At 52.5% G+C, this 18494-nt stretch carries 28 protein-coding genes; 5 read left to right on the forward strand and 23 right to left on the reverse strand.

The window, feature by feature from the left end; genetic code table 11:
- Positions 1 to 36: 36 nt before the first annotated feature.
- A complete protein-coding gene (locus tag ACLBVC_RS23575; RefSeq protein ID WP_410151652.1) occupies positions 37 to 1326 on the reverse strand; it encodes an HlyC/CorC family transporter in 1290 nt (429 codons plus the stop codon).
- Positions 1327 to 1342: 16 nt separating this feature from the next.
- Entirely contained in the window at positions 1343 to 2134 is a 792-nt protein-coding gene (locus ACLBVC_RS23580) for a cytochrome C assembly family protein (RefSeq protein ID WP_195816464.1), read from the reverse strand.
- A gap of 164 nt (positions 2135 to 2298) precedes the next feature.
- Here ACLBVC_RS23580 and ffh point away from each other — a divergent pair, with 164 nt between their 5' ends.
- The 5 genes from ffh (at position 2299) to rplS (ending at position 5891) form a co-directional block, all read left to right on the forward strand.
- Positions 2299 to 3660 (forward strand): signal recognition particle protein, encoded by a 1362-nt coding sequence (gene ffh / locus ACLBVC_RS23585; protein ID WP_195816465.1) that lies wholly within the window; start codon positions 2299 to 2301, stop codon positions 3658 to 3660.
- Positions 3661 to 3838: 178 nt separating this feature from the next.
- The gene (rpsP, locus tag ACLBVC_RS23590) at positions 3839 to 4087 is read left to right on the forward strand and encodes a 30S ribosomal protein S16 (protein WP_152324071.1); all 249 of its coding nucleotides are present in this window, start codon (positions 3839 to 3841) and stop codon (positions 4085 to 4087) included.
- Positions 4088 to 4105: 18 nt separating this feature from the next.
- A complete protein-coding gene (rimM, locus tag ACLBVC_RS23595) occupies positions 4106 to 4654 on the forward strand; it encodes a ribosome maturation factor RimM (RefSeq protein ID WP_152323996.1) in 549 nt (182 codons plus the stop codon).
- Positions 4655 to 4721: 67 nt separating this feature from the next.
- A complete protein-coding gene (gene trmD / locus ACLBVC_RS23600; RefSeq protein ID WP_104924473.1) occupies positions 4722 to 5489 on the forward strand; it encodes a tRNA (guanosine(37)-N1)-methyltransferase TrmD in 768 nt (255 codons plus the stop codon).
- Between the two features lie 54 nt (positions 5490 to 5543).
- Positions 5544 to 5891 carry a 50S ribosomal protein L19 gene (gene rplS / locus ACLBVC_RS23605; RefSeq protein ID WP_013574038.1) on the forward strand — a complete coding sequence of 116 codons (348 nt, stop codon included), beginning with the start codon at positions 5544 to 5546 and terminating at the stop codon, positions 5889 to 5891.
- A 104-nt stretch (positions 5892 to 5995) separates the two neighbouring features.
- Here rplS and ACLBVC_RS23610 read toward each other — a convergent pair whose 3' ends face one another.
- From ACLBVC_RS23610 to ACLBVC_RS23710, 21 genes are all read right to left on the reverse strand, one after another.
- Entirely contained in the window at positions 5996 to 6175 is a 180-nt protein-coding gene (locus ACLBVC_RS23610) for an ogr/Delta-like zinc finger family protein (protein ID WP_104924474.1), read from the reverse strand.
- 65 nt (positions 6176 to 6240) lie between these two features.
- A complete protein-coding gene (locus ACLBVC_RS23615) occupies positions 6241 to 7341 on the reverse strand; it encodes a contractile injection system protein, VgrG/Pvc8 family (protein WP_410151653.1) in 1101 nt (366 codons plus the stop codon).
- 2 nt (positions 7342 to 7343) lie between these two features.
- A complete protein-coding gene (locus ACLBVC_RS23620) occupies positions 7344 to 7814 on the reverse strand; it encodes a phage tail protein (protein WP_410151654.1) in 471 nt (156 codons plus the stop codon).
- The gene (locus ACLBVC_RS23625) at positions 7811 to 9430 is read right to left on the reverse strand and encodes a phage tail tape measure protein (protein ID WP_410151655.1); all 1620 of its coding nucleotides are present in this window, start codon (positions 9428 to 9430) and stop codon (positions 7811 to 7813) included. The genes ACLBVC_RS23620 and ACLBVC_RS23625 overlap by 4 nt, the downstream gene beginning before the upstream one ends.
- A complete protein-coding gene (locus ACLBVC_RS23630) occupies positions 9423 to 9545 on the reverse strand; it encodes a GpE family phage tail protein (RefSeq protein ID WP_104924478.1) in 123 nt (40 codons plus the stop codon). The genes ACLBVC_RS23625 and ACLBVC_RS23630 overlap by 8 nt, the downstream gene beginning before the upstream one ends.
- A gap of 32 nt (positions 9546 to 9577) precedes the next feature.
- Positions 9578 to 9859, reverse strand: a complete 282-nt coding sequence (locus ACLBVC_RS23635) for a phage tail assembly protein (RefSeq protein ID WP_195816470.1) — start codon at positions 9857 to 9859, stop codon at positions 9578 to 9580.
- Between the two features lie 57 nt (positions 9860 to 9916).
- Positions 9917 to 10426: a phage major tail tube protein gene (locus ACLBVC_RS23640; RefSeq protein ID WP_152323991.1), complete on the reverse strand. Its 510-nt coding sequence runs from the start codon at positions 10424 to 10426 to the stop codon at positions 9917 to 9919.
- A gap of 14 nt (positions 10427 to 10440) precedes the next feature.
- The gene (locus ACLBVC_RS23645) at positions 10441 to 11607 is read right to left on the reverse strand and encodes a phage tail sheath protein (protein ID WP_410151656.1); all 1167 of its coding nucleotides are present in this window, start codon (positions 11605 to 11607) and stop codon (positions 10441 to 10443) included.
- Positions 11608 to 11759: 152 nt separating this feature from the next.
- On the reverse strand, positions 11760 to 12308 hold the full coding sequence (locus ACLBVC_RS23650; protein WP_410151657.1) for a tail fiber assembly protein: 549 nt from the start codon (positions 12306 to 12308) through the stop codon (positions 11760 to 11762).
- On the reverse strand, positions 12305 to 13681 hold the full coding sequence (locus ACLBVC_RS23655; RefSeq protein WP_410151658.1) for a phage tail protein: 1377 nt from the start codon (positions 13679 to 13681) through the stop codon (positions 12305 to 12307). Before ACLBVC_RS23655 ends, ACLBVC_RS23650 begins: the two co-directional genes overlap by 4 nt.
- Positions 13682 to 13692: 11 nt before the next feature.
- Complete coding sequence (locus tag ACLBVC_RS23660; RefSeq protein ID WP_410151659.1) at positions 13693 to 14220, reverse strand: phage tail protein I; 528 nt, start codon at positions 14218 to 14220, stop codon at positions 13693 to 13695.
- A complete protein-coding gene (locus tag ACLBVC_RS23665) occupies positions 14213 to 15121 on the reverse strand; it encodes a baseplate assembly protein (protein WP_410151660.1) in 909 nt (302 codons plus the stop codon). Before ACLBVC_RS23665 ends, ACLBVC_RS23660 begins: the two co-directional genes overlap by 8 nt.
- Positions 15122 to 15125: 4 nt before the next feature.
- Positions 15126 to 15476: a GPW/gp25 family protein gene (locus ACLBVC_RS23670; RefSeq protein WP_410151661.1), complete on the reverse strand. Its 351-nt coding sequence runs from the start codon at positions 15474 to 15476 to the stop codon at positions 15126 to 15128.
- Positions 15473 to 16114: a phage baseplate assembly protein V gene (locus tag ACLBVC_RS23675; protein WP_410151662.1), complete on the reverse strand. Its 642-nt coding sequence runs from the start codon at positions 16112 to 16114 to the stop codon at positions 15473 to 15475. The genes ACLBVC_RS23670 and ACLBVC_RS23675 overlap by 4 nt, the downstream gene beginning before the upstream one ends.
- Before the next feature lie 81 nt (positions 16115 to 16195).
- Positions 16196 to 16660 (reverse strand): phage tail protein, encoded by a 465-nt coding sequence (locus ACLBVC_RS23680; RefSeq protein ID WP_410151663.1) that lies wholly within the window; start codon positions 16658 to 16660, stop codon positions 16196 to 16198.
- Positions 16623 to 16871 carry an Rz1-like lysis system protein LysC gene (gene lysC / locus ACLBVC_RS23685; protein WP_410151678.1) on the reverse strand — a complete coding sequence of 83 codons (249 nt, stop codon included), beginning with the start codon at positions 16869 to 16871 and terminating at the stop codon, positions 16623 to 16625. Before lysC ends, ACLBVC_RS23680 begins: the two co-directional genes overlap by 38 nt.
- The gene (gene lysB, locus ACLBVC_RS23690; protein ID WP_410151664.1) at positions 16756 to 17181 is read right to left on the reverse strand and encodes an Rz-like lysis system protein LysB; all 426 of its coding nucleotides are present in this window, start codon (positions 17179 to 17181) and stop codon (positions 16756 to 16758) included. The genes lysC and lysB overlap by 116 nt, the downstream gene beginning before the upstream one ends.
- Positions 17178 to 17690: a lysozyme gene (locus ACLBVC_RS23695; protein WP_410151665.1), complete on the reverse strand. Its 513-nt coding sequence runs from the start codon at positions 17688 to 17690 to the stop codon at positions 17178 to 17180. Before ACLBVC_RS23695 ends, lysB begins: the two co-directional genes overlap by 4 nt.
- Positions 17671 to 17892: an HP1 family phage holin gene (locus tag ACLBVC_RS23700; RefSeq protein WP_410151666.1), complete on the reverse strand. Its 222-nt coding sequence runs from the start codon at positions 17890 to 17892 to the stop codon at positions 17671 to 17673. The genes ACLBVC_RS23695 and ACLBVC_RS23700 overlap by 20 nt, the downstream gene beginning before the upstream one ends.
- A complete protein-coding gene (locus ACLBVC_RS23705) occupies positions 17883 to 18086 on the reverse strand; it encodes a tail protein X (RefSeq protein WP_152323980.1) in 204 nt (67 codons plus the stop codon). Before ACLBVC_RS23705 ends, ACLBVC_RS23700 begins: the two co-directional genes overlap by 10 nt.
- Before the next feature lie 200 nt (positions 18087 to 18286).
- A complete protein-coding gene (locus ACLBVC_RS23710) occupies positions 18287 to 18481 on the reverse strand; it encodes a hypothetical protein (RefSeq protein WP_410151667.1) in 195 nt (64 codons plus the stop codon).
- Positions 18482 to 18494: the final 13 nt, after the last annotated feature.

Raw genomic sequence — 18494 nt, forward strand, 5'->3', positions numbered from 1 at the left:
AACCTATATCAGGACTGGTCACTGCCACTTAGCGGATTAGTGTTGGTTTACGCTGGTTTGCAAGGGCTGTAACGGGCGAACCTGCACCTGTTTGATCATATTGTCCTGCACATCGAGAATTTCGACTTCGTAATCTTCAATGCGCAAGCTGGTACCGATAGTCGGGATATCTTCCAGCACTTCCAGAAGCATGCCGTTGATGGTTCGCGGCCCGTCGGCAGGCAGATGCCAGTTAAACGCTTTGTTCAGCTCACGGACGTTCGCGCTGCCTTCAATCAGTACAGAGCCGTCACTTTGGGGTGTGACTTCTTCAGCCAGCGTAGGCGACATCGACGTTGTGAAATCACCGACGATTTCTTCAAGAATATCTTCGACGGTCACCAGACCCTGAATATCACCATATTCATCGACCACAATGCCCACTTTCTTTTTATTGCGCTGGAATTTTACCAACTGAATGTTCAGCGGCGTACCTTCCGGAATGTAGTAAATCTCGTCCGCAGCGCGCAGCAGGTTTTCTTTGGTGAATTCTTTCTTCTCGGTCATCAAGCGATACGCTTCGCGTAAACGCAGCATGCCGATCGCATCATCAAGCGAGTCGCGGTACAGCACAATACGGCCGTGCGGTGAGTGCGTGAGCTGGCGGATGATGGACTTCCAGTCGTCGTTAATGTCGATGCCGACGATTTCATTGCGCGGCACCATGATGTCATCAACGGACACTTTTTCGAGGTCCAGAACTGAAAGCAGCATGTCCTGATTGCGGCGTGAGATTTGCGAGCGCGATTCATTCACGATAGTACGCAGCTCTTCTTTGCTCACAGCATCACTCAGGCTGGCCGTGGTTTTGATACCAAACATACGCATCAGCAGACGCGAGAGGCTGTTCAGGATCCACACCAGTGGCATCATGATTTTTTGCAGAGGGCGCAACAAAATGCTGCTCGGAAAAGCAATGCGTTCAGGATTGAGCGCTGCGAAGGTTTTCGGCAAAACTTCGGCAAACAGCAGAACCACGAAAGTTAGCACGCCGGTCGCAATCGCTACGCCGGCATCGCCATACAGACGGATACCCACAATGGTTGCCAGAGCGGAAGCAAGAATATTGACCAGGTTGTTGCCGATGAGCACGAGGCTGATCAGCTGGTCAGGGCGTTTTAACAGCTTTTCGACGCGACGCGCCGCACGGTTACCCTGTTTGGCCAGGTGACGTAACCGGTAACGGTTGAGTGTCATCATACCGGTTTCGGAGGCTGAAAAATAAGCCGAAACCACCACCATGATGATCAATGTGATGATCAGGGTTGTTGTCGAGACGTGCTCCAACGGGTATTCCTTTTGATTAGTGAACCATGATTTGCTGGATCAGGCGGCTGCCGAAATAGGCAAGTGTCAGTAAGATGGCGCCTGCCATGCTGAACCATACCACGCGGCGGCCACGCCAGCCTTCGTGATAATGACCCCACAGCAGGACGATATAAACGAACCACGCCAGTATCGATAAGACGGCCTTGTCGATATTCTCCGGGCTGAACAGGTTGTTCAGATACAACAATCCGGTGCATAGCGTCAGCGTCAGTAAAATGACGCCAATTTGGGTGATGTGAAATAATTTACGTTCGATGGTCATCAGCGGAGGCATATCCGCCGTGAACGTCAGTCGTTTGTTCTTCAGCTGATAATCGAGCCACGCCAGCTGAAGCGCGTACAATGCGGCAATCATCAGCGTGGCGTAAGAGAACAGTGCCAGGCCAATGTGCACCAGCAAGCCTTTACTTTCTTCCAGATGCGTGATGAATTCGCCCGGAAGGAAAGTGACAAACGCCAGGTTGATCAGCGAAAAGCTGTAAACAATTGGCAAAATAAACCAGCCGCGATTACGCGACGCGACAATGGTCATCACGGTGCCGATGATTAAACTCACGACCGAACCGATGTTCACCAGACTCAGGTTCTGCCCGGTGCTGACGTCGAAGATGCGTTCCTGCAATGCGACAGCGTGGCAAACCAGTGCCACGACAACAGAAACCAACGCTAACCGCCGGTATGCGCTGTTCTTCCGGATAATGCTCGGAATGATCAGTGCAAGGCTGAGCAGATAGGCCAACATGGCGACGAGAGCAAAAACTGACATAGCGTTTCGGTAGCATCGAAAAGTGAATGAGAACCGCAGTATAACGTTACCCGCGTCACGCTCCAACCTATCTGAGATGCCAAAGCAGAGATCGTCCGCGCTTCGTGTTATAATCCCGCAATTACGTCGCAAAAGCGGCCTGTCATTACGTTGAGCAAGAGACGATGTTTGAGAATTTAAGCGATCGATTGTCGCGCACACTGCGCAATATCAGCGGCCGCGGGCGGCTGACCGAAGAAAATATCAAAGAGACATTACGTGAAGTGCGTATGGCGTTACTGGAAGCGGACGTTGCGCTGCCGGTCGTTCGCGACTTCATCAACCGGGTGAAAGAGAGCGCTGTTGGCCATGAGGTCAATAAGAGTCTGACGCCGGGTCAGGAATTCGTCAAAATTGTCCAGAAAGAACTGGAAACCGCGATGGGCGAGGCTAATACCGAGCTCAACTTAGCGGCGCAGCCACCGGCTGTCGTTCTTATGGCGGGTTTACAAGGTGCCGGTAAAACCACCAGCGTCGGTAAACTGGCGAAATTCCTGAAAGAAAAGAAAAAGAAAAAAGTGCTGGTGGTCTCCGCCGACGTTTATCGCCCTGCGGCGATCAAACAGCTGGAAACCCTGGCGCAGCAAGTTGAAGTGGATTTCTTCGCATCCGATGCACAGGAAAAGCCGGTGGATATCGTCACCCGCGCCCTGCAGCAGGCAAAACTGAAATTCTACGATGTTCTGATTGTCGATACCGCCGGACGTTTACACGTCGACGAAGCGATGATGGACGAAATCAAGCAGGTTCACGCCGCGATTAATCCGGTAGAAACGCTGTTTGTGGTCGATGCCATGACCGGCCAGGATGCGGCGAATACCGCTAAAGCGTTTAACGAAGCGCTGCCACTGACCGGTGTGATCCTGACGAAAGTCGACGGTGACGCCCGTGGCGGTGCTGCGCTGTCGATTCGCCACATCACCGGAAAACCGATTAAATTCCTGGGTATGGGTGAAAAAACCGATGCGCTGGAGCCGTTCCACCCTGATCGTATCGCGTCCCGCATTTTGGGCATGGGCGACGTGCTTTCTCTTATCGAAGATATTGAGAGCAAAGTTGACCGGGCACAGGCTGAGAAACTGGCCAACAAGCTTAAGAAAGGCGATGGCTTTGACCTGACCGACTTCCTCGAGCAGCTCAAGCAAATGCGTAATATGGGCGGCATGGCGAGCATGATGAGCAAATTGCCGGGCGTGGGTCAGTTGCCTGACAACGTCAAATCTCAGATGGATGACAAGGTTCTGGTGCGTATGGAAGCGATCATCAACTCGATGACGATGAAAGAACGCGCTAAACCAGAAATTATTAAAGGTTCCCGCAAGCGCCGTATCGCGCTGGGTTCCGGCATGCAGGTGCAGGACGTTAACCGCTTACTCAAGCAGTTCGACGATATGCAGCGCATGATGAAGAAAATGAAGAATGGCGGCATGGCGAAAATGATGCGTGGCATGAAGGGTATGATGCCACCAGGTTTCCCGGGCCGTTAATCGACATCACTGTCTATATATCAGCCACATAGGCGGCTCATGCAAAATGCGGTCTGGGCTCTTTACGCTTTAGATTGCTTTTTGCGCCAAAATGAGTAAAATTTTCGGGCTTTTTATATTGCAACCAGACCCCGTTCCCCGATGGGGTCTGGTTGTTTTATTAACTAAAGAGGATGTTATGGTAACAATTCGTTTAGCACGTGGCGGCGCAAAAAAGCGTCCGTTTTATCAAGTAGTAGTGACCGACAGCCGCAACGCTCGTGACGGTCGTTTCATCGAACGCGTAGGTTTCTTCAACCCATTGGCTTCTGGCCAGGCTGAAGCACTGCGTCTGGACCTGGATCGTATTACCCATTGGGTAGAACTGGGTGCAACCGTTTCTGATCGCGTTTCTTCGCTGATCAAAGACGCTAAGAAAGCAGCTTAATCTGTCGCGGTGGTGGCAATGAGCAAGCAATCCAATCCAGTGGTACCCGCTGAGCCGTTAGTACTCGGCAAAATGGGTTCAACATACGGCATTCGTGGTTGGCTCAGAGTGTTTTCATCCACCGAAGACGCTGAAAGCATCTTCGAATACCAGCCCTGGTTTATCCAGCGTGCCGGTAAGTGGCAAGTTGTCGAGCTGGAAGGCTGGAAACGCCACACTCAGGACCTGATTATCAAAGTCAAAGGCGTTGATGACAGGGATGCAGCGAATCTTCTGACCAATTGTGAAATTGTCGTTGATTCAAAGCAGCTACCTCCACTGGAAGACGGTGACTATTACTGGAAAGACCTTTTTGGTTGCCAGGTAGTGACAACTTCCGGTTACGAACTGGGCAAAATCATCGATATGATGGAAACCGGTTCTAACGATGTGATGGTAGTCAAAGCCAACCTGAAAGATGCCTTCGGACTCAAGGAGCGGTTGATTCCGTTCCTCGATGGGCAGGTTATCAAGAAAGTCGATCTCACTACTCGCACTGTTGAAGTAGATTGGGATCCTGGTTTTTGACCTCCGTAACGTTTACTGATGTAAACAACGATGGGTTGAGCGATAAAGCATTCGAAAGGGGTAGGCTATGTGGATTGGTATAATTAGCCTGTTTCCTGAGATGTTTCGCGCAATCACCGATTACGGGGTAACTGGCCGGGCAGTTAAAAATGGCCTGTTGAGCGTAAATTGCTGGAGTCCTCGTGACTTCGCATACGACCGACATCGTACCGTGGACGAGCGCCCTTACGGCGGTGGTCCCGGCATGCTGATGATGGTGCAACCTTTACGGGAAGCTATTCATGCAGCAAAAGCAGCGGCAGGCGAAGGTGTGAAAGTGATTTATCTTTCACCTCAGGGACGCAAACTGGATCAAACCGGTGTGTGTGAACTGGCGGCCCATCAGAAAATTATTCTGGTTTGTGGTCGCTATGAAGGGATTGATGAGCGCGTAATCAAAACCGAAATTGATGAAGAATGGTCAATTGGCGATTATGTTCTCAGCGGTGGAGAGTTACCGGCAATGACTCTGATTGATTCAGTTTCCCGCTTTATACCGGGCGTTCTGGGTCGTCAGGCCTCAGCAGAAGAAGATTCTTTCGCTGACGGATTGCTCGATTGCCCCCACTATACCCGCCCTGAAGTGTTGGAAGGCATGGAAGTTCCGCCAGTTTTACTGTCGGGAAACCACGCTGATATACGTCGCTGGCGCCTGAAACAGTCGCTGGGTCGAACCTGGCTTAGAAGACCTGAACTTCTGGAAAACCTAGCTCTGACTGACGAGCAAGAGGTGTTGCTGAGAGAGTTCCAAAAGGAACATCGACTCAGTCAACAAAACTATGAAGGGAACGCTTAAGCGTTACGCTAAGCCCTCCCGATATATCAGTTTACCTAGGGTAAGAGACATATTATGAGCAATATCATTAAACAAATCGAACAAGAGCAGATGAAGCAAGACGTACCTGCATTCCGTCCAGGTGATTCCCTGGAAATTAAGGTATGGGTCGTTGAAGGTTCTAAAAAGCGTCTGCAGGCATTCGAGGGCGTGGTTATCGCTATTCGTAACCGCGGTCTGCACTCTGCATTCACTGTTCGCAAAATTTCTAACGGCGAAGGTGTTGAGCGTGTATTCCAGACTCACTCCCCAGTAATCGACAGCATTACTGTTAAACGTCGTGGTGCCGTTCGTAAAGCTAAACTGTACTACCTGCGTGAGCGTACTGGTAAGTCAGCTCGTATCAAAGAGCGTCTTAACTAAGGTATCGCTAACGCGACATCGACTAGTTAATAGAGAACAAGGGGTTAGCCATCGGCTAACCCCTTTTTTTTGTGTTCAGTGGTGGCAAAATAGCGGCAAATTGACTACGCAGCAGGGCGCTGGCTGCCGGGTTTTGAGATGACCCGGGCGACGGATTCGTGGGTGGCAAACGTGCAGCTGCATTCAATATTCTGGCACTGATGATAACGTTCTTTGGTTGATTCACTCAGATAGCGGCTTGAACGGGTATGAGCGACTTTTCCACAAAGCGGGCAATGCATCATAAAAACCTCCGGCATGACAGGTAAGCGATGGAGTCATTATGAAATTCATAACTCGCAAAAGCAAGTTATAATTGTGGTATTGAAGATTCGTAAGTGATATTTGCAATATAAAGTTTCAAATCCAATGTCGTGGTAAACCCTTTTGCATTGATTTCATGTTTTGCCGAGTTAATGACCCAATTTTCATTATCAATAACCTCCTTAAAACCTTGTACATTGACCGGCGTTTGCGCGCTCAGGTCTGCCCGCCCCAATGCCAGCTGGATAGTGAAGGAAGACGAGTCGTTCTGGATTTGATTAAACACAGAATCAGCCGCCCGTTTTGCCGTTTCCTCATCAGGAAAAATTTTACTCAGTTGAAGAGGGTTTTCATTTTTACCTGCGATATAGCTTGTGTCTGCATCCCCTTTGTTCTGGCCGGCGGTTCGTTTAAGATCGACGTTGCGGGTGGTCGCCGTTTTGACATCATGCCATTGCGCTTTCACACCGCCATACGCCAGTTGATCCACCAGTTTAAAGGCGTATATATCCCCATCACTGCGCTCGATGGTTCTCCACGGTAACGCCTGACCGGACGCGGTACGTCCTACGCTGGCTTTGTAGAAAATGATCGAACCGTTTTTGACTGTTACCTGAGCACCGTAGCTTTGCGCCAGCCGAGTCAGGAAATAGCTGTCGGCTTCGTTCGTCTGATCGATGTGCGAGATCTTGATGCTATCCAGCTCCGCCGGGATCACCGGAAGGGTGAGTTTATTCCGCGCAGAAATGATACGAACGATCGCGCCCAGCGTGTAATCGTCATACGATTGGCTGAGTTTGGTATCAAAGGAACCACTCAGGTCTGCGCTGCGGGCAGTGACGGTGATGATGTCCGGTGCGCCGGAATACGTCACCGTGTCGACGATAAAATAGCCGCAGTCATATAACGCAAGCTTCGACCACCCGAGATGCAAATGCAAAACGGTTCCCCGGGCAGGCATCTGCAACCGACCATCGCTGTCGTCGAAGGTCAGGTTCAGAGTATCCGCTACAAAACCGCTGTTATCCGTCACCGATAAATTGATGATACGGCTGGAAATATTCTCTTCCAGGACTTTGTTTTTTACCGTCAGGGTAAACGCTGGCGCAATGCGCGCGCCAGCCGGTAAATGATAATCGGTAATCATAGTCAGGCTCCGTGCACGAAGTTGCTCACTGCTGAACTGGCTTTGTTAAAAAGCCCTTCAGCCTGAGCCAGCAGATCGCCAAACATGGCCACCTGAGATTCATCGACGCGTTTTAAATTGACCGAAAAACTGATGCTCCGTGCCTGGCCGTTCGAATTAATCTCTGTGTTATCGTGTGTCATGCTCTCAATGACAAACATGCCGTAGAGGGTCCCGCTGCCTTCGATCAATGGCCACGCCCGTCCAGACTCGGCCATACCTTCTAAAACTTGCAAATAGCTTATTCCACCGGTGACTTCGGGCAAAAGCAGTCCGCTGAGTTTCATCGACTCCTTCCCCGGCCCCAGAAACTGGGAAACCGGACGTTGACCAATACGGGTGTTTTCCTGCCAGTTGTAATTTACCGCCCGGCTAAGCGTCTGATAGGGAAGAGTGTTTAGTTTAAAAACAAACAAACCCAGTGACATCATCATCCGTAAAACCCTCCGTTAGTAAACTGGCTGTATCCGGCGTTAGTGGCGTTCCATTCCCGCTCGTTCATGGTGTTTGCGATAAGCTCGCGAATTTGATTCTGATCGGTGTCCGGCGTGGCGGTAAAACTGACATTGACGGTGGTTGCGCGGTTGTCGGTCAGATTATTCGCCACGCTGTTTTTTGCCGGCTGATACATACCCAGAACACCGCCCGTAGGGGAGATGCTCTCCACCGGCGGCGTTGAAATATCCGGCGCTGCGCCAGGTTCGTCGCCGCCGAAAATGGAATCCCACCCTTTTTTAGCCCAGCTAAAGATTTCGCCGATCTGCGAAACCGCCTTGTTCAGCGTGACAAAAACTTCACCGATGGCGATGCCGACTTCTTTGCCTATATTGGTGAAGAGGCTCAGTTCGTCCTGACTGAATTTTATCGGTTCGAACAAATCCGTGATCCAGCCCCGCGCGCTTTTGAAAGGTGCAAATGCTTCACTGACCGGCCCCATCATGGAACTGAAGCCTTCAATTATGCCGCCAACAACGGCACTGATCGGCTCCCAGAGTTTCACGACAGCAATGCCAATACCGGCTATCATCGCGATGACGGGCAGAAGTGGAAGCCCGATGGCGGCGAAAGCCGCGGCAATCGCGCCGCCCGTGCCGGTAAAAATGGTGCCTAACAGACCGGCACCGGCGATCAGCATGTTCACACCGCTCAGAACAGGCGCAATGACCATGCCCATCGAGCCCAATCCGCCGATAATCCCGGTGATGCCTAATGCCAGCCCGAGCAGTGAACTCACCAGCTGCGGATTATCGGTGATCCAGGTATTCAGCGTGTTTAGCCATTCGGCTGCCGTCTGCGTCAGCTCGCGCAGCGCAGAATTCTGACCTTCGAACAGGTTGATGCGCAGTGTATCCCAGCCTGCGAACAGCTTTTTGACGTCGCCATCCAGATTGTCGCCTTTCACCGTCACGTCCATTTTTGCCTCAGGCGTGGCGCCATTCAGTTCACCAGGCGTTTGTGCCAGAACCTGATCGACATTCATGCCTTTTACGGCCAGGTCTTTTTGTTTCGCCACGACTTCAGAAGGCGCATGGCCGGAAGCCGCCATGGAAAGCCCCTGCTGGCGCAGCGCAGCAATGCGCGGGTCGCCGTTTTTCAGCCGGAGCAAAGACTGAACCTCGGAAAGCCCCGCCTCAAAATCTGCGCCGGGTTTGAGAACGCTTTTAGCCAGCTCGAGTTTCGGCTGTGCAAAAGCGAGAGCCGACGAAGCCGCACTCTTGAGTTGCCCGGTTTGCTGGTCACGCTGCTTATATTGCTGCCCGATTTCCAGCCCTTTTTGTTCGACTCGTACCCGGAGTGACTCCCTGGACTGTTCTTTTGCGGCTGTTTTTACGCCGCGATAGGCCTGTTTTTCGGCCGTTTTATCCGGCGAGAAAACCGACTGGCGCAGTGATAAAGAGGCATCAGTAATATCTTGCGACATTGTGGTGAATAAATTCTTGTCGGGCACTGTTGTATAGGTCTGCCAGATATTGGCCGTCGCCTTGCGCAGCGACGCCAGTTCGTCGTTCATTTTCCCCAGCGTCGTGGGTAATTGTTCGAGATTACTCATCAGTTTTTACTCCGCTGCGTTGCAAAGCCTTATGCCGCCAGTTCAGGAGCTCCGTCAGCGACATGCCGCCCATTTCGGACGGCGGCCAGTGGAAGATCACCGCGATGTCTGCCATCAGATCATCTACGGTGAGGCGGGGCGCGATTTTTACGCCTCCGGTTTCGGTGATAAAAAACCAATCACCTTGCCTGCCAGCGCAATCAGGTCTGGCAATTCAAGGCGCGCGCACTCTTCTTTGGTCAGATTGGGCATCGTGATGCGCGGCAAAATAGTGATTAACGCGTCAACATCCGCATTGGCCAGCGCTGCAAGACCGATGCCGCGCAGGCTCCCCGCGGTCGGTTTAGTGACCTGGATTTCGGTGATTTCGGTTTCACCGCGTTTTAGCGGAACATCCAAAATGACGGTGTTGTTTTCAGTCTGGCTCATGAGTTTTCCTGTTGAAGGAGAGGAAGCCGGCAAGGTTCTGCCGGCTCAGGGAAGGGATTACAGGCCGAGCGCGGTGCGGTGTTCCGCCAGACGGTCAACGCCATTGACGATTTCCACCATATTGACGGTGTCGATCTCAATCAGCTCTTTGCCGTCGATGGTCAGCTTGAAGTAAGTACACTGCGTGGTGACTTTGGTTTCCGTGTCTTCGCCTTGTTTGTATTCGCCAAAATCAAATTCCTTGTGGCGGCCGCGCATCATCACTTCCACCGCCGAAACGTCACCGGTATCGTCGCGTTGCAGGGAACCGGCAAAACGTAGCGGGATATCCGACGTACTGCCCCATTGCTGTAATACCAGTTCATCCAGGCCTCCGATAGACCATTCCAGCGTTAGCGCATCGTCGTCCAGACCGAAGTCCACGGCGACCGAACCGCTCATGCCGCCGCCGCGATAGTTCTCCAGCTTGCGGGTCAGTTTCGGCAGGGTCAGGGAAGAGACCAGGCCCAGATAGCTGTTCCCGTCGTTGAACAGGTTCAGGTATTTCAATTTCTTAGGAAGTGCCATGAGTTATTGTCTCCTTAGCTGTTTACGGACGCGGCGAAATTCACCAGATATGAGTCGGTGATGCGCTGGCGCAGGGTCAGATCTTCCAGTGGAGGAACCGGGGTGTAGTCGTAATCGATATACAATTTGCCGGCTTTCAGGGTTTCAGCGGTGTTCGCCGTTTCGTCGTACCAGCAGTCGCCGTCGATGATGTAACCCGCTGATTTCATCTCACGCATTTTGGCTTTGATGCCATCGATCATGTCGCGGACCAGCGTCGGGGTCATCGGTTTATCGACTGCCCACATGTGCGCTTCAGCCAGGGTATCGGCCAGAACCTGCGCGGTGCGGGTGTAGTTTTCGAACAGGAACAGGGTGTCATCGCTACAGGTACGGTTGCCCCAGAAACGGAAGCCGTCTTTGCGCACCAGCGTGGTGACGCAGGCTTCGTTAAGCAGATCGGCGTCAGTGCCGGTAGCCTGTAAATCCCAGAAGACGCTGGCAGAAAGCCCGGTAACCCCGTTGACGCCCACGTTGGATAACGTTTTGTGCCAGCCGGTTTCCTGGTCAATTTTGGCGCGCAGGCCCAGGGCTCTGGCGGTGGCATAAGCAACGTCTGGCTGGCTGGTGGTATTCCAGTTAACGAAATCAGGCCAGATCAGCATCAGCTCGCGCTGGCTGAAGTTGTCGCGATACTTGATGGCATCGGAAATGGTTTTTGCGCCATACACGCCGACATAGCCGAAAGCGCGCAGTTGCTGGCAAACGCCCGCCAGCGCCGTCGCGACAGCCTGATTATCCAGCCCAGGAACACCGAGAATACGCGGTTTCACGCCCAGTTCAGCCTGTGCAGAAAGCAGCGCTTTCATGCCGGTGTAACGGCCGTTGGCATCAGAACCGCCGATAATATTGGTGGTGGTTGCTGCTTCATCTTCGCCGGTGGCAACGCGAACCACGACGGTAACTGGTTTACATTGATCGGCAATCGCCAGCAATGCAGCACGCAGCGTACCGGAAGTGCCCGCTTTGCCGCTGGCGGCGAGAACGTCGCTGATCAGAACCGGCGTGTTGAGGGGAAATACAGTGGCATCCGCATCTTCTGCGGTACACACCATGCCGATAATTGCTGTTGAAACGGTAGAAATAACGCGTGTACCGTCGTTAATTTCGACGACGCGTACGCCGTGATGATAATCAGCCATCAGGTCGACTCTCTCTGTTGTGGGTGGTGAAGCAAGGATGCCGGTTCACAAAAGAAAGCGCATTCGATGGCAGGCGTGGGAGAAATGGCACAACAGAGCAGGGGGAACGGGGCTGAAGGAAGGTAATAAAAAAGCCCCCGAAGGGGCTGAGATCAGGCCGGTATTTCAGGCCAGGTGATGTCGGGGGCGGTGGATGTATCAATCCTACTTACCAAAATCCGATAAATTATCCAGTTTGATAAGGTGCTGAGCTCATCCTCATCTGCCATTAAGAGTTCTTTTGCATCTTGTAATGGCATAATTATATTAGTGGCCTGATTTAATAATTGTTTCTTTTTTTCGTCAGCAATTTCTTTGCTCTCAGCTTTAGAGTAAATTCGGTTAACAATTTTTTCACCATCGAATGTCCAGCATCCACCAGTTACCGGTAGAGTGAAATCATCAGGTACAGAATCTAACTCCGCAATATTAAATGACTGCGGCCAAAGAGCGCTTACATCATAGCTTGCTGAAATAATAAGTCCGTTAGGTTCCTCATATACTATTTTTATAGAATTCTCTAAGAATTTTTTTTGTAACTGATACCAGTCATTGCCAAAACTATCGCCAATAAAATTAACTGCGTGAGTTGTGGCTAATATTTTTTCTTCATCGGTAAGGTTATTTCGTAATGTGAAAGGACCATATTTGCTGATTTTCATGCGTACCCCACTGTATACCAAGCGCCACCGACTGCCTTTTGGAGAGGGCGAAGTCGGATCCAATAGTTAGAGCTGCCTGCATCTTTGAAAGAGGTCATAACTCCGCCACCCATTCTTTCGTTGTTACTACGCTCCTGGAATTCAGAGGAAGCTGCGAGCCGAATATCTGAAACAAAGCTACCATATACCCAGTTACGAACATTATTTTCGGCAATGTTAGCCAAGTTTTGAGCATCGTTATGAAGATTGGTATTATTGGTGGAGAGCCAATTGTTTAGATACCCATTCCATAGAGAACCATAAATATTTCCGTCGGTATAATGAATCGCCGGGCCTAACTGGAGATATACATCGGGACCATTAAGATGTAGTGACCCACCATTACGGAATGCATAATAGGCATCTGAACCACCAGAGGACACATGAATTCCTAAGGCGGCAAACTGGCCAACTGTTTCTTCAAAATAAGTATCGGCAAACTGCCCCCCATTTCCTTGAATACGAAATCCATTCGTTGTATTCGTACTAGCGTTTACAGAATAAAATCCATTTTTCGTCACTAAACCCTTTCCATTTAGAGTCAGGTCATTAGAAATAACTAATGAGTTTATTGTATCACCACTCACGTTTACGAATCGGCTATCTGATTCCGTTGTGTTATAAGCTCCTAAGTCACCAGCAGCCAAAGTTAAATCAGCGTTTAAAGCTTTACCGTTTATTTTACGAGTGACAGGGACGCGGCCGTTGGCATTATCATTTGCAGATTTCGCCAGGTCATAAGACGTTTTCACCGCTTTAGGTGTTGCTGCCAGAACTTCGCTGGCGCTGTCGACCGCACTGCTGAGCTGAACGAAACCTTTATCCGTTAACGTTCCGTCCGGGTGTCGCCGTGAGGTTTCGTGTTCGGCCAGCAGGTTGTTGACGTATTCTTCGGTGGCGATGACCAGCGTGTCGTCGATCGTCAGGGTTACCGCATCGGTGTCAGTTACCGTTATCACCATGCGTAATGTCTGGGTGCGGCCGGAGCCTTCCTCGAGCGTCGGTTTGTAGCTGTCCGCCATATTGCTGACGGCGATCAGCTCTCCTTCGGATGAAAACAGGCCCATCTCGCGCATCCAGAAGCCGCCGACACTGGCGGGAATAATCGCCTCGGCGACGATCCAGTTAGCATTTTTGTTGTCGGTCTTGATGGAGTTGAGTGGCAGACGATAGGTTTCATGCACCAGTGTCGTCTGGGTTGCGGAAGGCGTCGTTGCGCTGCCATTGCCATCGCCCACGGCAAACTGGGTAATATTGACGTCTTTTCCGCTCGCGATCGCCGACGCAATCCGCGCCTGTCCGAGAGCGGTGACGACTGATTTAAATTTGCTCATAAGATTCCTTATCAGTTCGGGTAAACGGTGAGTATTTCTGCGTCATAGGCGGCTGTTCCCAGGTAAATGGTGCCGGGAACATCTTGCGTAATGGTCAGGCCAATCAGATGGCGGCTGGCGGGTTTGGCGTCATCAATCAGTCTTTCCATTTCTTCATACATGGCCTCATCAATGCCGGATTCCAGAACGCCGATATCGAGCTTAAACGTGCCCGGCGGATCATCGGTCTGCCACCATTCGCTGACATTAATGACGTAACCGAGCGGCTCAACCACGCGCTTTATCGCGCTGATTGTGCCTTTGTGCTGATGGATGAACCACGCTGACTGAATGACACTGCGTTTGGTCGCCGCTGGCCATTCGCTGTCCCAGCGGTCAACGGAAAGTGCCCAGGCCAGGTAAGGCAGAAATTGGGTCGGGCAGGTCTGCGGGTTCCACAACGTTTTCAGGGGAACGCGGATCTGCGCCAGTTCAGCACAGGCTTGCGCAGCGGCCAGTTCCAGCGGTGAAGATCCGCTGGGAAGTAACCTTTCACTCATCGGAACCTCCGACCGTGATGGAATAGCGGTTGCAATAAGACGCCTGCGTTTTATCGAGCACGATATCTGCAACCGGTTGGGCGAGCTCGACGCGCTGAACACCTTCAACGTGTAAAGCGGCATAAATAGCGGATAAGCGGATATCGCGGCCTAAACGGTGCTGATCGCTGATATAGGATTTCAGTTTTTCTTCCGCTGCCAGGGTAATCGGTTCTGATTCAGGGCCCGGATAGAGGAACAGTATTGCGTCGATTTCATAAGGGACGACGCTGGCGGATTGCACCAGAACACGATCTGCAATCGGCCGCACATTTTCGTCGTTGAGCGCAATGCGGACTCTGGACAGCAAGTCTTCAGGGGCAATGCCATCCGCCTCTCTCGACAACACCGAAATCGTCACATTGGCAGGAGACGGGCTGATGACCGAAATGTCGGCGACGCGACCGTCTGCGGAAAGTCCGTGATACTCGTAGGAACCGGCCGGGCCTGCGACGCTCATTCCTTCGAATGCCTGCGGAATGCGGCTGCGGAAATCTGCATCATTTTCCATTACCGCCGCCGTTGGCGGGAGCGTCGTATTATCTGCCGGGGTCAGAACCAGTCGCTGGACACCGTTATTCGCCGCCAGCTGATCCAAATCACTGCCCGTGGCATAGGCCACCATGACCGCCCGGGCGGCTTCGTTTACCCGCTGGCGCAGGATCAGTTCGCGGTAGGCATTCTCCTGTAGGAGTTTGACCAGCGGCTCGGATTCCAGCGTCAGCGTACGGCTGATGGCTTCCTGCTGATCGGCGGGATACAGCGAAATCAGCGTGGTTTTTCGTTCTTCAAACAGGCTTTCATAATCCAGTTTTTCGACCACATCGGGGGCCGGTAACTGGCTCAAATCGATCGTTGCCATAGTGTCAGCTCACAGGAATATTGAGAGAAAAATCGGATGCCGTATCGTGACGGCTTCCGGTCAGTTCTACGACCATTTTGCCGGTGTAACCGGTGTCAAAAGTTATGGCCGTGAGTGAAATACGCGGTTCCCAGTGCAGCAAAGCGGTGTAGCAGATCGCCATCATTTGCAGGCGCAGTGCGTCGTTTTGCGGCTGATCAATGAGCGATGAAAGCAGTGAACCGTAGTTCCGGCGCATCACTCTGGAACCGGCGGGTGTGTTCAAAATGTCGCTAACGGACTGGCGGATATGATCGAAATCTTCTATCGCCGTGCCGCTGTTTTTGTTCATCCCCAGGTACTTTGGATTACTCATTGCGGGCCTCCGGTTTGACCGCCGCCAGTCTGTACGCCGCTGTGGCGATGGGTATGTACCACGATGCCGTTGGACGTCAGGCTTCCGCCGCTGTGGGTTAAATTGCCGGTCAGCGTGCCGCCTTGTTTAACTTCAAGAGAGGCGGTGGTCAGTTTGCGGGTGCAGACGACTTCCGGCGTATCCAGCGTGATGCGAGTGCTGGCGGTGCAGCGGATTTCCGGCGCGGTGACATCAACCTGCTCCGACGCGTCCACCACAGCCGTTTTGATACCGCTGACTTTCAGGGCGCCGTTCGCCGGTTCGTACTCAAAAGTCGCGCCGTCCGGGAAGGCCAGATGCAGGGCATCAGCCGAAGCCGACGGCGCCGGTGAGGTATTGGAAAATACGGCCGGTAAGACGAACGCAGTATTCAGCTCGCCGCCCATCGACAGCAGTAAAACCTGTTCGCCGGGAGAGGGTGCCCACCAGCTCCGGGTGCGGCCCGCGCGGTGAGTCATCCACGGCAGCCACGCCGTCACATTGCTTCCGGTGGTGACGCGGCAACGGGCATTCGGTAAATCCAGTTCTGACACCGTTCCGATGCGCACCAGATTGCCAATCAGACGCATGATGTCGTTGAGTTGAAAGTTTGTATTCATGGGATAAAGGATGCCGTTTCACAGGGTTGGGCGACAACTGATGGCCGTCTGTCAGCGGATGGCACAACAGTTGTCATCGGGTTACTCGGTCCAGCTGCTGATCAGTTCTCCGTTGAGGTATACCTGGCGCGGCAGGGCAACGTTATCCGGCAGCGGCGGTTCCGGCAGGTGAGTGATCGTCCGGACGCTATTTTCGTCATCGACCTGAACCCGTTCGGTGAGTTGCAGCGTAAATAAAAGCGCCTGGCCCGGCGGCACAAAAGTGAAGTCAGTCAGCCGGTGTGTGACATTACCGAGAATCTCCGGCTGATTGACCCGAAGCCAGTCGAGGATGGCGACCACCATCTGGTCTGTCAGACTTTCATCGGGCGCATTGTCGTTGCTGACGCTTAAAGTCAGCGTGTAACGGTATTCGAAGGACAATGAAGTGGCCGATGTGGCGACGATATTTCCTGCGCCGGTGGTCATCACCAGCTTTTCAGGCGCTGATTGGAAAAAGGGGATTTGCTCAATCAGCTGTTGTTTTAGCTGCAGTGGTTTTTGCATGTTGTGCCTCCTGACACTTTTTGATGGTCTCAATCTGCAGGCCGCAGCTCAGCAGGGCGGATTCCAGCTGGAGAATATCGGCGCTCAGCGCCGCGTTAGTGCGCGGGTGGCTGGGCGGAATCGGGCAGGATCTGACCGCCGGACAGCCAACGTAAATAATCGCTGGCGGAGCTGAAGGCCGGGCGGTCGTGCAGCCGGCTAACGTCAGCAGGCAAATCAGCGTCAGCCCACTGGCGCGATTGCGGATTGTCATGAAGGCTCCTTTGTCGTTCCTGTTCCCGGGACTGCATCACCAGCGCGGCGGTGCTCAGGTCTTGACGTAACGCCAGTTCGGCTTCCGCTCGTTGCTGCATTTGCTGATTCAGCTCGGTAATCAGTTGATCGCGCTGGTGTATTTGCGCGGTCAGCGCGTTGTGCTGCTGAACGGCATTGTTGAGGTCGTGCTGTAGTGAACGGTTGGAAAGCAGCAGGATGACGATTAACAGGGCCATTCCTGCCATAAGTGCCAGCAATGCTTTCATTCAATTCCCTTCATGCAAACGGTGAATTCGGCGTTTCTTCGGCGTTCCAGCCCGCTGCTGCGCTGGCCTTTCACATAAACCCAGCGAGGAAGTTGTCCGCAGGCCTGCCGCCATTGGTGTTTGTTGATGAAATACGCCAGCGTGGATTTGCAAGCCGTGCCGGTGCCGACGTTAAAACTAAATGACACTACGGCATCAAAGACCGGCTGCGGCATGTCGGCGGGCATGCACTTTTTGACGGCGTGCTCGGTTTGCTGAATATCCTGCAGCAGGTTTTCAGCCGCCTGATGCTCGCTGATCGGTTTTCCTGGAACCACGCCTGCCGTATGGCCAATGCCGCTGGTCCAGACGCCTGCGCTGCACTGATAGGGTTGCAGCTTGCAACCTTCAAAGTCAGTAATCAGTAGCAACCCTTCTTCCGAGACCTGCAGAGAGTCATAACCGGGCAGCGCCGCCATCAGCGCCAGAACCACGGCAGCGCTGCACCGCTTAAGAGTTGAGGTCTTCATAGGTTTTCGGGTTCAGGTTGCTGCGCGCCAGAAGCTGTAAACTTTTTCGCCGGTAGTACCAGTTGACAAGGAAAGTCCCGACGCCCACGAAGGAGCCAACTAAAAAGGCCACATCCTGTGATGTCAGGCCCGCCAGCCAGGTCAGCGACGTGGCAATGAAATAGGCGCAGGCCGAGCTGATGCGTTCAGTATTCAGTCCCATAACTTGATCGCTTCCTGAACCGGTTGTTCAGCGATATCAGGCATTTCAACGGCGGTGCCGTGAGGCAATAGCGGGCCTAAGTCCGCAATGCCTTTATTGGCGGCGTACACTTTTTCCACGACAACCGCGGTGCGGCCGTAATAACGCCAGCACATGGAATCGAGGGTATCGCCCTGTTCTGCATAGAGTTTCATCGGTTTTCTCCGCAAGTGAGTGAAATCGTCAGGAGGTGAAATCAGTCTGCGGAATATGGCCGGAGGCAGCAATCTGAGAGGGTTGTTAAACGTATGGCACAACAGGGAATGTAGAAAGGGGAAATGGCGGGGCGCTTAGTCCGAACAGGAGCCGGAAGAATAAGCGCCACAATAGAGAAGTACCGCCGCTGAACAGGTTTTCAGTGAGCTTCGTCAGCGCTCCCGTTGTAACAGAGAGCGTCCTGATCCTCACCGGTCAGAGCCTGGCCAGCCAGCTCTGAAATCAGTGACATCACAACAAGAAATTCTTTTGGATTGCATTGCGCTGTCTGCGAAATGTCTGCGATCAATTGTATCCTGGACAACGTTAGCTGTTGTTTAGTCAGGTTTTCCATTTTCTCCCCTCGC

The organism is Rahnella selenatireducens (assembly GCF_046449555.1).
Classification (GTDB): domain Bacteria; phylum Pseudomonadota; class Gammaproteobacteria; order Enterobacterales; family Enterobacteriaceae; genus Rahnella; species Rahnella selenatireducens.

What these genes read in the sequence shown, in the direction of transcription:
- ACLBVC_RS23610 (WP_104924474.1), bottom strand. Translation starts at nt 6,175, where the DNA reads ATGATGCATTGCCCGCTTTGTGGAAAAGTCGCTCATACCCGTTCAAGC.
- ACLBVC_RS23625 (WP_410151655.1), bottom strand. Translation starts at nt 9,430, where the DNA reads ATGAGTAATCTCGAACAATTACCCACGACGCTGGGGAAAATGAACGAC.
- ACLBVC_RS23695 (WP_410151665.1), bottom strand. Translation starts at nt 17,690, where the DNA reads ATGAAGACCTCAACTCTTAAGCGGTGCAGCGCTGCCGTGGTTCTGGCG.
- ACLBVC_RS23705 (WP_152323980.1), bottom strand. Translation starts at nt 18,086, where the DNA reads ATGAAACTCTATGCAGAACAGGGCGATACCCTCGATTCCATGTGCTGG.
- ACLBVC_RS23675 (WP_410151662.1), bottom strand. Translation starts at nt 16,114, where the DNA reads ATGAATACAAACTTTCAACTCAACGACATCATGCGTCTGATTGGCAAT.
- ACLBVC_RS23635 (WP_195816470.1), bottom strand. Translation starts at nt 9,859, where the DNA reads ATGAGCCAGACTGAAAACAACACCGTCATTTTGGATGTTCCGCTAAAA.
- rimM (WP_152323996.1), top strand. Translation starts at nt 4,106, where the DNA reads ATGAGCAAGCAATCCAATCCAGTGGTACCCGCTGAGCCGTTAGTACTC.
- trmD (WP_104924473.1), top strand. Translation starts at nt 4,722, where the DNA reads ATGTGGATTGGTATAATTAGCCTGTTTCCTGAGATGTTTCGCGCAATC.
- ACLBVC_RS23630 (WP_104924478.1), bottom strand. Translation starts at nt 9,545, where the DNA reads ATGGCAGACATCGCGGTGATCTTCCACTGGCCGCCGTCCGAAATGGGC.
- ACLBVC_RS23580 (WP_195816464.1), bottom strand. Translation starts at nt 2,134, where the DNA reads ATGTCAGTTTTTGCTCTCGTCGCCATGTTGGCCTATCTGCTCAGCCTT.
- ACLBVC_RS23660 (WP_410151659.1), bottom strand. Translation starts at nt 14,220, where the DNA reads ATGAGTGAAAGGTTACTTCCCAGCGGATCTTCACCGCTGGAACTGGCC.
- ACLBVC_RS23670 (WP_410151661.1), bottom strand. Translation starts at nt 15,476, where the DNA reads ATGAGTAATCCAAAGTACCTGGGGATGAACAAAAACAGCGGCACGGCG.
- ACLBVC_RS23650 (WP_410151657.1), bottom strand. Translation starts at nt 12,308, where the DNA reads ATGAAAATCAGCAAATATGGTCCTTTCACATTACGAAATAACCTTACC.
- ACLBVC_RS23700 (WP_410151666.1), bottom strand. Translation starts at nt 17,892, where the DNA reads ATGGGACTGAATACTGAACGCATCAGCTCGGCCTGCGCCTATTTCATT.
- rplS (WP_013574038.1), top strand. Translation starts at nt 5,544, where the DNA reads ATGAGCAATATCATTAAACAAATCGAACAAGAGCAGATGAAGCAAGAC.
- ACLBVC_RS23645 (WP_410151656.1), bottom strand. Translation starts at nt 11,607, where the DNA reads ATGGCTGATTATCATCACGGCGTACGCGTCGTCGAAATTAACGACGGT.
- ACLBVC_RS23680 (WP_410151663.1), bottom strand. Translation starts at nt 16,660, where the DNA reads ATGCAAAAACCACTGCAGCTAAAACAACAGCTGATTGAGCAAATCCCC.
- ffh (WP_195816465.1), top strand. Translation starts at nt 2,299, where the DNA reads ATGTTTGAGAATTTAAGCGATCGATTGTCGCGCACACTGCGCAATATC.
- ACLBVC_RS23665 (WP_410151660.1), bottom strand. Translation starts at nt 15,121, where the DNA reads ATGGCAACGATCGATTTGAGCCAGTTACCGGCCCCCGATGTGGTCGAA.
- ACLBVC_RS23615 (WP_410151653.1), bottom strand. Translation starts at nt 7,341, where the DNA reads ATGATTACCGATTATCATTTACCGGCTGGCGCGCGCATTGCGCCAGCG.
- rpsP (WP_152324071.1), top strand. Translation starts at nt 3,839, where the DNA reads ATGGTAACAATTCGTTTAGCACGTGGCGGCGCAAAAAAGCGTCCGTTT.
- lysB (WP_410151664.1), bottom strand. Translation starts at nt 17,181, where the DNA reads ATGAAAGCATTGCTGGCACTTATGGCAGGAATGGCCCTGTTAATCGTC.
- ACLBVC_RS23655 (WP_410151658.1), bottom strand. Translation starts at nt 13,681, where the DNA reads ATGAGCAAATTTAAATCAGTCGTCACCGCTCTCGGACAGGCGCGGATT.
- ACLBVC_RS23640 (WP_152323991.1), bottom strand. Translation starts at nt 10,426, where the DNA reads ATGGCACTTCCTAAGAAATTGAAATACCTGAACCTGTTCAACGACGGG.
- ACLBVC_RS23710 (WP_410151667.1), bottom strand. Translation starts at nt 18,481, where the DNA reads ATGGAAAACCTGACTAAACAACAGCTAACGTTGTCCAGGATACAATTG.
- ACLBVC_RS23620 (WP_410151654.1), bottom strand. Translation starts at nt 7,814, where the DNA reads ATGATGATGTCACTGGGTTTGTTTGTTTTTAAACTAAACACTCTTCCC.